The 12,383-nt window shown below is 55.6% G+C and carries 11 protein-coding genes; 3 read left to right on the top strand and 8 right to left on the bottom strand.

Translation table 11 applies throughout. The features are described from left to right. Positions 1–20 precede the first annotated feature (20 nt). Complete coding sequence (locus IGS51_RS09335; protein WP_297078153.1) at positions 21–590, top strand: hypothetical protein; 570 nt, start codon at positions 21–23, stop codon at positions 588–590. A 44-nt stretch (positions 591–634) separates the two neighbouring features. Here IGS51_RS09335 and IGS51_RS09330 read toward each other — a convergent pair whose 3' ends face one another. Next, positions 635–2,035, bottom strand: coding sequence for a hypothetical protein (locus IGS51_RS09330; protein WP_297078152.1), 1,401 nt, complete (start codon positions 2,033–2,035; stop codon positions 635–637). A 529-nt stretch (positions 2,036–2,564) separates the two neighbouring features. Here IGS51_RS09330 and IGS51_RS09325 point away from each other — a divergent pair. Then, the gene (locus IGS51_RS09325) at positions 2,565–3,320 is read left to right on the top strand and encodes a DUF928 domain-containing protein (RefSeq protein ID WP_297078151.1); all 756 of its coding nucleotides are present in this window, start codon (positions 2,565–2,567) and stop codon (positions 3,318–3,320) included. Between the two features lie 170 nt (positions 3,321–3,490). Then, positions 3,491–4,672 (top strand): citrate synthase, encoded by a 1,182-nt coding sequence (locus IGS51_RS09320; RefSeq protein WP_297078150.1) that lies wholly within the window; start codon positions 3,491–3,493, stop codon positions 4,670–4,672. An 897-nt stretch (positions 4,673–5,569) separates the two neighbouring features. Here IGS51_RS09320 and IGS51_RS09315 read toward each other — a convergent pair. The 7 genes from IGS51_RS09315 to IGS51_RS09285 form a co-directional block, all read right to left on the bottom strand. Then, a complete protein-coding gene (locus IGS51_RS09315) occupies positions 5,570–6,481 on the bottom strand; it encodes a hypothetical protein (RefSeq protein WP_297078149.1) in 912 nt (303 codons plus the stop codon). Between the two features lie 293 nt (positions 6,482–6,774). After that, positions 6,775–7,791, bottom strand: coding sequence for a PstS family phosphate ABC transporter substrate-binding protein (locus IGS51_RS09310; RefSeq protein ID WP_297078148.1), 1,017 nt, complete (start codon positions 7,789–7,791; stop codon positions 6,775–6,777). Positions 7,792–8,098: 307 nt separating this feature from the next. Next, positions 8,099–8,284 (bottom strand): hypothetical protein, encoded by a 186-nt coding sequence (locus IGS51_RS09305; RefSeq protein ID WP_172354659.1) that lies wholly within the window; start codon positions 8,282–8,284, stop codon positions 8,099–8,101. Positions 8,285–8,454: 170 nt separating this feature from the next. Beyond that, positions 8,455–9,606 carry a DUF3747 domain-containing protein gene (locus IGS51_RS09300; protein WP_297078147.1) on the bottom strand — a complete coding sequence of 384 codons (1,152 nt, stop codon included), beginning with the start codon at positions 9,604–9,606 and terminating at the stop codon, positions 8,455–8,457. Between the two features lie 441 nt (positions 9,607–10,047). Continuing rightward, positions 10,048–10,341: a hypothetical protein gene (locus IGS51_RS09295; protein ID WP_297078146.1), complete on the bottom strand. Its 294-nt coding sequence runs from the start codon at positions 10,339–10,341 to the stop codon at positions 10,048–10,050. 69 nt (positions 10,342–10,410) lie between these two features. Beyond that, positions 10,411–11,664, bottom strand: coding sequence for a cysteine desulfurase-like protein (locus IGS51_RS09290; protein ID WP_297078145.1), 1,254 nt, complete (start codon positions 11,662–11,664; stop codon positions 10,411–10,413). Between the two features lie 266 nt (positions 11,665–11,930). Continuing rightward, a partial coding sequence (locus IGS51_RS09285) for a DUF6391 domain-containing protein (RefSeq protein WP_297078144.1) occupies positions 11,931–12,383 on the bottom strand: 453 nt, incomplete at its 5' end.

Raw genomic sequence — 12,383 nt, 5'->3', positions numbered from 1 at the left:
CGATTCTTCTGCGGAAACCCGTGGCAAACGCCCCTCTTGTATTTGGGATTTCCTGGTTTTTAGAAATGTCTGCCATCGACCTATTCTCAGCCGTGCTATCGGGTGCTTCGCTGCTTGACCCCGCATCTGACCTGGGCGCAATGCCTCTGGGCATGGTTCATTCCGCTGCAATGCACTCGGCGATCGCCCATTCCGGCATCACCAGCTTTGGTGCAGTAGGCGACTTTTCCCGCACCCACTGTCTGGCGATCTGCGCGGTGCTAGTTCCGGCAAACCTGCTGGCGACGCTGCAAACGCTAATCTTTGTGGGGCTAGGTCGCCCCCGCTCCACAATCCGCCTGATCACCAGCTTCGCCAGCCTCTACGCCGCTGTGATGATTCTGCACGTCGTCACTTGGTTTGTGGTGGGCGTGGTGATGTTGCCGACCTTCGTGCTGTCGGGGTTGGGCGCTCTGTGTCTGGGGCTAAATCTGTGGGCGATCGCCCAGCCTCATCGCCTTTCTGGTTTTTTGCATCGCCTGGTGGATTGGGGCCACTCCCTCATAGACAACCGCTTCCTGAGCGCATCCAGCCTCCCAGAGCAAAGCTAGCGGCCAGCGATAATATAGAGTCGATACACCCCCCTCGCTTCGTTCTATTCCTGCATCCCTTCGTAGAGCAGGCGGGCAAATAGCCGTGCGCCGTCGTCGGTTTTCAGTCGCGCATAGCTGGGCGGCGCAGAGTGCCCCACTGCCCGCAAGTCAGACAGCAGTTCTGGGTGAAACTGGCAGGTAAACGAGCGGCGCACCTGCTTGCTTTCAAAATCTCGATAAATGATGCAGGTCGCAGAACACTCGGTCACGACTTCTTCGCCAATCGTGGTGGAGCATAAGATTTCCACCGCATCCGGCAGCTTGAGCAGCCACGCCAGACGACTCCCCGCAATGACGGAGCGGTAGGGAATCATAGCATCGTGCAGCAATCGATAAGCCCAATTTGCAAACAAAATGGCTTCTTCGTTCACCTCATCGGAGTGAAACATGGCGATGTTGATTTCGCGTTCGTACTCAATGGCGGTATCAATCACGCCTTCGTACTGATCGGCTGTAATTTCGTGCGCTGTGATCAACTCTTCGGGAATGCCCGACGCATCCCCATCGGGCGACTGGTAGTGATGAAGCTGGCGATCGCCCACTTCCTTGTGTTCGTTTGGGCCCACCGCAAACTCTGGATGATCCCAGCCCTCGGCAATCACATGGCCATTGCGCTTGGTAATCTTGAGCGAACTGCCGACCGCTTCGATGCGCTGGCACACCCGCCGCAAAGCCTTTAGCATTTTTCCATCCGGATCGCGGGGCAGCGAGTCCAGACTTAGCACCTCCCGGACGGCTTGTTTAATCAGGTTAATATGCCCCTGCGCCGCCAACTGATGCCCCAGACAGATGAACAGCGCCAGCGCACTAATGGGCGATCGCGAGATCAGCAGCCGCTCCACCAACTGATGCAAATCCGCCAGCGAACACTTGGCCCTGTCAAACGTAGACGCATCACGGACAGACGGATCGCCGCCTTCCACTACAACGGCCAGCCCAGCGGTGATCAGCGGCACCACCACGTCCAGGTCGAGCAGCCCAGACGACCACATGGGAAACAAGATGGAATCGCAATCGGCGATCTTTTGAGCAATGTAGGCTACGTTGAGAGACGCTCGGACTTCTTCTCCAAGGGGGTTTCGTCCGACGTGTTCCCAGGGTTCAATAATGGCGATCGCACTGCGAAACAGCGCCGGATGTCGCAGCAAAAAATCTAGCTCTGCCTGGGAAGCAATCACCTTTTCCAAGGGTTTCTGCGCTCCCCATCGAAATTCGGTGTTTTCGGTAAAGAGGGAGTCATCGGGCAGGGGGTCAGGCGAATGGCGATCGGCCAAAAACTGCCCAATCAGCACATGCACTGATTCAAAATCCGAATCTCCTTCGCTCAGATAGCCCGGACGCAGCCGCCACTGGCTCATTTGGGCTGCTGGATGTAGCGCCTGGGGTGTATTGGCTAAGCTCATATCCGCTCCTGGTGTAACGTGCCCTTTGGTATATTGACTCTGACCGAATAATATACCGCTGATTGTCCTGGCTCAGTTGTAATTGACCAGCGCATTGATAACCGCATCAGCATTGACAACCGCATTAGCGGCCGCAACAACTGCTGGATCACACCCCACATCCTGATCTCTCCGCTGTCAAGCGCCTGCATCAATCCCTGCATCAATCATCGAGATTTATCGAGATTTGGCATAAGAATCGTAAGCAGCGGATATGAGGTGCTGCTCACTGCGGACTGGCCCCCATCCATCGTGAATCTATTTGGAGGGGCGTTGGAGGTTAGCGGTTGAGTGTGTATCAATGGATTTGGGAGTAATAAGTGCTGACAGCATCGCTTGCCCCGTTCCTCAGTACAGCCACTAATACAGCACCAGTACAGCCACCAGTACAGCCACCTCTAGCCCTCCCTCTCTCGCCTCGGACTTCTGTCGTCACCCTATCCTCGCTATGATTCACCTTCCCTCCAAACGCTTGTCTCTCTTCTCTGCTGTGGTACAGTCAGCTTGCAAACCCCTCGCCAAAGCCTTTCTAGCGGCGATCGCCCTTGGCATCACCCTCGGTAGTATCCCCATCACAGCGCTGGCGCAGGACTACGTTCCCCCCAACCGCGGCCTGCCCGGACGGCGCGAAGGCGGCGGCACTCGCGGCTGTTGGACAAGCACAGTTCCCGGTAGACAGAACCGCCTCACAGCCATCGTTCCGGCACAAAACCTGGGCTATACCCTCAGCGAATATCCCACCTTTTTCGTCTACGTTCCGGCTGCCTATGCTGAAAAAGCCGCAGCAGCCGAGCTAATCCTGACCGACGACCAGGACACCGAAATCTATCGCACCAGCTTTAGCACGGGCAATCAGTCTGGCATTCTCCGCATCAGCCTGCCTGCCGAAGCGAACATGGCTCCCCTGGAAATCGGTCGCGATTATCACTGGAGCTTTGCCCTAGTTTGCGACCCCAATGACCTGTCGGGCAACCTGGTGGTGGATAGCTGGATTCAGCGTGTGCAGCCCTCTGCGGAACTGGCCGCAGCGATCGCCACGACCAGCCCTGCCGATTTGCCCGCGCTCTATGCCCGCTCCGGCATCTGGTACGAGGCGATCGCCAGCCTCACAGACCCCTATCGCCAGCCCACCGATGGGGCGATCGTGAGCCAGTGGCAAAATTTGCTGAACTCTGTTGGGTTAAGCAACATTGCGGCTGAACTGCCCATTGCTCCGCCAAACCTATCGCAGCGATCGCCCCAATAGCAGGCACAGCCTAAGGTTCGACTCCGGAGATGGCGACGGACGATTCAAATCGAGTCGCCGTCTTTGAAAATCCTAAAGACTTAAGACATAGCTTAGAACAAACAAAACTGCCCCAAACTGGGTCGTAGAATAGCAAGCAACACATTCATAGTCGGGCGCACGGTGAAATTATGACGGCTTGCGAATACAGACCTGGTTTGGACGGGGTGCCCGCCACCCAATCCAGCATTAGCTTTGTCGATGGTCAGAATGGCATTCTGGAGTACCGGGGCATTCACATTGAGGAACTGGCGAAACACAGCACGTTTCTAGAAACCTCCTATCTGCTGATTTGGGGCGTGTTGCCCACCCGTGAAGAATTGGCAGACTTTAAGCACGAGGTGCAAACGCATCGACGGCTAAAGTACCGCATCCGCGACATGATGAAGTGCTTCCCAGAGAGCGGTCACCCGATGGACGCGCTCCAAGCCTGTGCCGCAGCGCTGGGGCTGTTCTATTCTCGGCGGGCGCTCGAAGACCCGGCCTACATCCGGGCAGCAGTGGTGCGGCTGCTGGCCAAAATTCCCACGATGGTCGCAGCGTTTCAACTGATGCGAAAGGGAAACGACCCTATTCAGCCCCGCGACGATCTGGACTATGCTGCTAACTTTCTCTACATGCTGACGGAGCAGGAACCTGACCCGCTAGCGGCGCAGATTTTTGATGTCTGCCTAACCCTCCATGCAGAACACACCATCAACGCATCGACCTTTTCGGCAATGGTGACGGCTTCAACGCTGACCGATCCCTATGCGGTGGTTGCGTCGGCCGTGGGGACGCTTGCCGGGCCGCTACACGGTGGCGCGAACGAAGAAGTGATTTTAATGCTGGAGGAAATCGGCTCCGTGGAAAACGTGCAGCCGTACCTGGAGACCTGCCTAGAGCGCAAGTCCAAGATTATGGGCTTTGGGCATCGGGTGTATAAGGTGAAAGACCCCCGCGCCATTATCCTGCAAAACCTGGCAGAGCAACTGTTTGAGAAGTTTGGACGCGATCACTATTACGACATTGCGATCGCCATGGAAAAGGCGGTCGAAGAGAAGCTGGGTCACAAGGGAATTTATCCCAATGTGGACTTTTACTCTGGGCTGGTATACCGCAAGTTGGGGATTCCGACAGACCTGTTTACGCCCGTGTTTGCGATCGCCCGTGTAGCGGGCTGGCTAGCCCACTGGAAGGAGCAACTCGAAGCCAACCGTATCTTCCGTCCCACCCAGGTCTACACTGGCAGCCACAACATGCCCTATATTCCTATCGATGAGCGCAATGGACTCGTCAGCAATTCTCCGGTTCCAGAGCTGGTTGCCAAGTAGATTCCGGAAAGCATTTACGAAGTCTTGCCAGTTTTTAATGAACTTGGGAACAAGAGAGGGTTAAACCCCCTTGCGGAATTTATGGAGGCTTGAGATTATTTAATCAAGTGACGATTTTCAGGAACTCCAAACCTCTGGGCTTTATGTCTAGGGGTTTTTTATTGCTAATTTCCAATTCGCTGATGTGGCGCAATGCGAATGACGCGACACCTCATGATATCTCATTTTGATAGATACTCTGTTTTGATATCCTACTATAGACTACAGCACCACCCTATCTATTTCTGATAGCTTTCTGATAGCTTTACAATCCCTACACTAAGAGCTTGAAGTTGAGGATATCTGGATTTAGGCGCACTTGGCTGGCGGATATTTCGCCCACCAGCCTTTGGAATGCGCCAGGACTGATTCGGTGAAAGAATTCCGTGAATGAGTCCTCTACCTTAGGTTATGTAGGGTATGCGTGGCTAATGTATGGGTGTGGTATATATGTGGGTGTATGCACCTATGCGCGGGAAGGCTCCTGTCTGCCATACCGTCTTTTAGAACTAGATTAGAACTAGAACATTTCGGCAATTGAGCCAGCGTAAGTAAGCTAAAGTATGCGGATCATAGAGGTCAAATTTTCTGAAGTCAGTTAATTCTATGGCTTCAGAAATCTTTGAGATCCTTCGTCCTTTCCCATCAAAATTCAGGAAAGTTCAGTATTTTTTCGGACTGCTTGCGTTCTCACCCAGAATGCCAGCCCTTTTGCGAGGTTTCACTCAGATTTAGCGCGTCTTAGCCGATTTTTCAACTCTTTATAAAACTTCGATAAAGCTAGCTCAATTCGTCCTCAGGGGGCGATCGCCCAAAACTGTCTCTCACCAATTCACGCTCTCACCAATTCACGTTGAGCTAGCTCGCAGGCTGATTGGGGTTTTGTTTCCAAATCACCACGAAGGTTGCAGAGCGATCGCTCGCCCGCACTAAGTTGATATAACGAACGGTGCCTTCCTTTTCCATTTTGTAGAGCTCCCCGCCACCATATTCTCCCTCTGGAGTGAAGGCAAATCCCTCAAACATCTGCTGCACCTCTGCCAGTACCTCGTCAGGCCGACGGCGTGAAGCCCACAAAATATTGTCAATCATCGGCAAAGACGCTGCGGCGAGGGAGGGATCAGCTTCAGCCGCAGCAATACTTTCAGCCGTAAAAAACAGCTCTGGCTGAGGAAACTTGTAGTACGGAATGTTTAGCCCCGCCGTCTCACTCGCTGCAACCCCCGCCAAATTTCCTTGAAACTGACCCCACAAATCCTGAAGCTCTTGCTCCTCTGCTGTTAGTTCTGCTGGGAGAGCGGCTGTGGTTTCTGGGGTTAGGGGCACTTCCTCCGAGATCGGAGTTGGTTCTGCTGCTGGGGAAGCTTCGGGTTCTGAGGTGGGCGAAGCCTGGGGCGTTGGCTCTACGCTGGGGGATGCGACCGGAGATGGGGATGGTGCTACCCTGGGAACCGGATTCGGACTAGGGCGCGGCACTGGAGTTGGGCGTGCGGGCTGAACCTTGGGACGGGGGGGAGTTGCCGTTGGTGTGGGCTGTGGAGGAGGAGCTACTTTGGGAACGGGTCTTAGGCTGGCTAGCGAAACAGGTGGCTCCTCTGCAACTTCTTCCGTTGCTTCTGGCTCTGGCTCAGAGGCAATGGGCAGCCCCAGCACGAGCGCATGGAGCGCGACAGAAGCCACCAGCATCGGCCGCCAGAACATCTGCCACGGCGAGGAAGACTTGTGAACTTGGAGTGTGGCGGCTGGCAGACGCGGAGTTGACTGTCCCATGATGAAAGAATGATTGGCTTGAAGAGACTGGGATGAATGTTGAAGGGCTTGTGAAAAAGCTTGTGTAGAAAAGAGCGCGAAGAGAGAAATTTGAGGGTGCGATCGCCCGCTTAATTGCGACAGTTGTCCATCTGTCACTGCTTGTCTATCACTGTCTGTCTGTCACCGTTTGTCTATCACTGCTTGTCTATCACCGACAGAGAGTCTCCCTGGAACAGACTCAAAGAAACTGCTCCAAGGAGACCAGAGACTAACCAATCAGCAAAGCGTTGAAAGCAAACCGTCAGGCGCTTCTATCGCTGAGCTTCGAGGCGCAGAAGTTCCTGGATGCTGATTCCTACGGTTTCCCGATTAGCAAAGCGGGTGCCGAATTCGTTGCGCTCCAGCAGTTGGCGAGCCAGCGTGTAGCCTTCGCTGGGCAGACGAACGTAGCCAACCTCGTCCACAAGCTGAGGGCTGCTCAGGTAGAAGGACACAAACTGGCGAACTTCTGGACGCTGGGCAGCGCGATCGCTCACGTAGATAAAGACGGGGCGAGATAGCGGCGTGTAGGTGTTGTTTTCTACAGTCTCGCGGCTCGGCGCGACAGGGCGACCGTTGCCGTTGTCAATAGCAACCGACTTGAGGCGGTTCCGGTTTTCTTCATAGTAGGCAAAACCGAAATAGCCCATTGCACCCTGGTCTTGAACAACACCCTGCACCAGCACGTTGTCATCTTCGCTGGCGGTGTAGTCGCTGCGGCTGTCTCCTGCCTTGCCGTTGATGGCTTCAGTGAAGTAGTCAAAGGTTCCAGAGTCGGTTCCAGGGCCATACAGGTTCATGCGGACATTGGGGAAGCCGCTGCGAACTTGGCTCCAGTTGTTGATGGTGCTACCCGGTTCCCAGATTTTCTTCAGTTCAGCAGTGGTCAGGCTGGTCGTCCAGGTGTTGCGGGGGTTGACCACAACCGTCAGTGCGTCATAAGCAACGGGCAGTTCGATGTAGTTGATGCCTGCCGCACGGCACTTCTCAATTTCAGATTGACGGATTGGGCGAGAAGCGTTGGAGATATCCGTTTCACCCGCGCAGAACTTGCTAAAGCCGCCGCCTGTGCCAGAGATTCCAACGGTAACGTTGACATCCCGATTGATCTTCATGAATTCTTCGGCCATGGCTTCGGTGATCGGGAACACCGTGCTAGAACCGTCGATTTTGATTAGGCGATTTGTTTGTGAAAACACAGCAACGGGTACGCTCACCGCTGCCACTGTTGCGGCGATCGCTCCCAAAACCTTCACAAAGCGATTCACCTTAACTCCATTCGCCACCATAGGTCTGCGCTCCCAAAGCATGTAAGAACTGTCTGCTTAAACACACGTAGCGTAGCGGCCGAGCGTTAAGAACTGATAATCCTATAGTGGGGGTTTACGTTAAGAAATGGCGATCCTTGGGTTAAGGCGACAGGGCGATCGCAGTTCTGGCGATTCAGTTTTGGCGATTTTGGATTTTGGCGATTTTGAATTTTAGATTGGCGATTTGAGATTCCAGCAGGCGCTAGTCATCTGGAAATTGCCAGCAGGCGCTAATCATCTGGAAATTGCCAGCAGGCGCTAGTCATCTGGAAATTGCCAGCAGGCGCTAGTCATCTGGAAATTGCCAGCAGGCAATATATTCCACGCGAATACTGCCGCAGGTGCAAGGGGCTTCTGTGGAAGCAACCCATTCGCGATCGCACTGGCGGCAGTGGCAAAAAATATTGTTGTAGTTCGCCGCATCCAGCACGCGCTGCCATTCGGCGAGTTCTTCGGGCGTAAGGTGAGACATAAGGGGTTAGGAGTGTTGGGGTGTTGGGGAGAGACGGAAAAGGAAGAACGAAGAACGAAAAAGGAAGAATGAAGAATGAAAAATTAAAACCTCTTCCTTTTTCTGTTTTCTCTTTTCTTTTTTTCTCCCACCCTATCACTCCACCACTCCAAACACCGTTAGCGTTGTCGCTAATTGACTGGCACCACGGCCGCCTGCAAGTTTGCGCTGCTGAGTCGTTGCAGCATTTGATCAGCCGTGGCGCGATCGCGGAATAGACCCGCTTGCATCACAACCTGCCCATTAATCACTGTGCGGAATGCATCGGGCACAATAGAGCGCACACGAGTTTGCACGTCGGGAGAACTGCCATTCACCACCACCCGGAAGCTAAAGCCTAGCGAAGAGGCCAACGGCGACGCGGGCTGAGGCGCTCCGCTAAACACAGGGGGACGGGCAGAACCGACCTGACCGGGCGGGGTTTGTCCCAGTGGCATAGGCGGCAGCGACGGTACGGGCAGCACTGCCACCGATTCGGGTGCGCTGACCGATGGCGGCGGCGGCGGCAGAGGAATGCCGTTCACAATGGTCGGCGACCCGGTGCTGGGCGCAGGTGCGGGTGTGGGTCGAGTTACCACAACGCCGGAGGCCGGGGGCGGCACAGGAATCTCAACTGGGGCAGAGCCAACGGGTCGAGACGGCTGAGGTGCGGGCGTAACCACGATTGGCGCAGGGGAGGGTGCGGGTGTTGTGGGACGCGGCGTAACGGGTGCAGGGTTCGTGGCGATTGGGCGCGAGGCACTGGTCAGCGCCGCCAGCGATAGGTCATTGGTCAGGTACAGGTGCCCTAGAGGCTGCCCATTGAACGTGCGGCGGCTAAGATACCAGCCGGGGTTGAGCTGAATTCGGTTGAAGCCGCTGGCAGCGCTGCGAGATCGACCAATTTCCAATGTGCCGCTGCCGCTGCTGGGCTGGGCGTAGAGGATGATTTGGTTGCCCTGAGTCACAGTGCGGAGGGTGTATTGCAGACCCAGATCCTGTCCGCCAACGCGCACCGAGTAGCCGTTGCGGTCGGTGGCGCGGGCGCAAATGCCGGTAAAGTCAAACCGGGTCATCAGGGCATCAACGGTGCCATTGCTCGATTCTTGCCAGCAGGCGCGGGCATTGCTGACCTGTTCCAAAATGGTGATGCGACTGCCACCTGCGCTGCCCAGCACCACAAAGCGGCTTTGGTCAACCTGGGTGTTGTTGAAGGTGGTGGCGATCGCCTGTTCGTTTAACCCACCCATGCCCAGGCTCAGGGCAGTCAGGGCGGTGAGGGACAACCAGTGTGGACGTTCCATACTCTCTCTCGATGTGGATGTTCAAGGTGTGGCGTTTTCCCTGATTCATAAGAGCGTGCCTAAAAGCGTAATCCTGAGTTCGGTAGATGGGCCGAAAATTCGGCAAAATTATCAAACTTTTCCACTGGGGACTTCCGCAGATCCGCAGAAATTTGCTCGAATTTTTAACGAGCAGCGAGATTGTTTGGTCTGCGTGCTAGCGCGATCGCACGCAAAAGCCAGGGGTCAATCTCCGCAGCTTGCCTTGCAAAGCAAAGGGCGATCGCCGCTGAGTTGACCACACTGCGCCCGGTTCAGGCGGTTTGCAATCCCTGGGTGAAAGCTTGTGAATCTAGTGACGCGGCTCTTGCTGTAGAAGTTTCGCCACAGGGAGAGAAAGTTTTTGCCCCCGTTCTAGCCTCCGTTTTAACCCCAGACTATAGCCCCGGTTTTAATCCCAGACTATAGCCCCAGATTGATCAGCAATTCCTGCATTTCGCCCCAGCTTAGCCCTTGCTGAAGATAGACCGGATGTGCCGGGTTATAGGGCCCCTGGAGGCGATCGATGCTGAGAATCTCTGCATCTGGCGGCAGCACGGGAACGTCAGGATCGTAGGCCGTGGGGCGCGTTAGTGAACTAGAGAAGCCGCGAAAAATGGCGACCTGATCGTCTCCGTCGGCTGTGCGGGCAGTGACCAGCAGAACTTCGCTGGGGTGCTTGAGGGTGTATCGTTCCAGGCGGGTTCCGGGAGACATGCGGGGAGTGGAGGGTTAAGGTTGCTTTCGGTTCAACACTGTATCACTCTGCCACCCCATTATGCTTCTCTAGCTGCCAATGATTGGATCGAGGGCGGCAATCAGGCGATCGCACTCTTCCAGGGTGTTGTAATGCACCATGCTGACGCGCACCACGCCGTTTTGCTGCGCCAGGCCCAGGTCTTCGATCAGCCGTCGAGCATAGAAATCTCCATAGCGGATGCCGATGTGATGCCGATCGATCTGCGGCGGAATCGTGGCGCTGTTGAGTTGACCGACCGTGAAGGCAATGGTGGGCACGCGGCGATCGCGATCTGCGGTGGGGTCGCCCCAGAGTTTCACGCGGGGCTGGCTGTGGAGATAGCTGAGGAGGCGATCGCTCAGTTGCGCCTCATGCTCGGCTATGCGGTCGAAGGCCTCGCTGAGGCGGCCGAAAAGGTCACTGGCGGGGCGATCGCTGCCATGCTGCACGGCCAGATCGCTCAGATAATCCACAACACCCGCCGCGCCATAGCTCAGTTCAAAATTCACATTTCCAGGCTGAAACTTGTAGGGAATCGTTTCCTGGCTGATGAAGTAGTGATTGATTCCCGGCATGGTCAGCAGGTGTTCCCGCTTGCCATACAACAGCGCGTAGTGCGGCCCGTAGACTTTGTAGAAGCTGAACACGTAAAAATCCACGTCTAGCGCCTGCACATCCACCTGGCGATGGGGCGCATAGGCCACGCCATCTACGCAGATCATCGCGCCGCGCTCATGCACCAAGTTGGCGATTTGGCGAATTGGGTTAATGGTGCCCAGGATATTGGAAACATGGGTCAGCGCCACCAGCCGAGTGCGTGGGGTCATTAGCTGTGCCAGTGTGTCCAGATCAAGCTGGAGCGTTTCTGGATTCAGGTTCCAAAACTTGACGATGATGCCCTGCTTCCGCAGGTCTAGCCAGCAGCCAATGTTAGATTCATGGTCGCAATTTGTGACAATGATCTCATCACCGGGGCGAAAGGTCTGCCCCAGGCACAACGACAAGATCCGCAGCAGCAGCGTGGTGGAACCGCCCATCACCACTTCGCCCGGCTCAGCGGCGTTGATTAGCATCGCGGCGGCTTGGGCTGCTTCGGCAACCCGTGCAGTCGATTGCTGCGACACGTCGTAGGATGCGCCAAGCTGCACATTGGTCGTCAGCAGGTAATCGCTGATGCGATCCGCAACCCGCTTCAGGGTTTGGGAACCGCCCGCATTGTCAAAAAACACCCACTCTCCTGCCAGGGCAGGAAACTGGGCGCGGACGTAATCAAGCTGGAGCGGACGAGCAGTCGTGAGCATGGCGAATCCTGGGATAGTTGGGCGATAGTTGGGTAAGACTTACGCAGTTGGACAATTTCTCGCGGGCGCAGCCTGCGAGAAATTGTCCAAAGTCCAGAAAGCTTATCGCAAGGGCGTAAGTCTGGTTAGGTTCAGAACAAGACCGTAAGAACCTAGTCCAGAATACCCGGCGATCGCCCCTTTATTCCCAATGCAGCCTCCCAATACCGCTTCCCAATGCAAGCTGCCAATGCAAGCTGCCAGTACAACCTGTTTGCTCTACTGTCCTAATCCACCCAGACCACACGCACAAAATGGGTTGGCTGTCCCCAGCGATCGCCCTGGTTTTCCACCGATAGAATCGCCAGGTTAAACGGAATTGCTGTCGTCAGGTAGCGCTGGGCAATTTGCCCTGCATCCGGCGCAATGCTCGCCGCCGCCGTTGCCGCCAGCCCCAGTCCCAAAATCTGCCCCAGCGGATCTTTGGGCAGCACCAGCTGAGCGCCCATCAGCAGCCCCGCCGTCAGCAAGATGCCGACCGATAGATTCGTGCCGCAGCGGGGATGCACTGCCAAATTCCACTCGCCCCCCACCATTCGATGCAGCGCCGTCTGGGCTGCTCGCCGCAGTTGCTCAGTGTCCACCGCGCCGTAAATGTAGAAGCCCGTTTCAGTAGACATGCCACCGAGGCGATCGCCCATGCCGCCTCCGAATTCAAGCGCATCCAGGCGAAATACGGC

The sequence above is a fragment of the Thermoleptolyngbya sp. M55_K2018_002 genome (genome assembly GCF_015295965.1).
Lineage (GTDB): Bacteria > Cyanobacteriota > Cyanobacteriia > Elainellales > Elainellaceae > Thermoleptolyngbya > Thermoleptolyngbya sichuanensis.
This window is presented reverse-complemented; position numbering and strand designations above follow the sequence as displayed.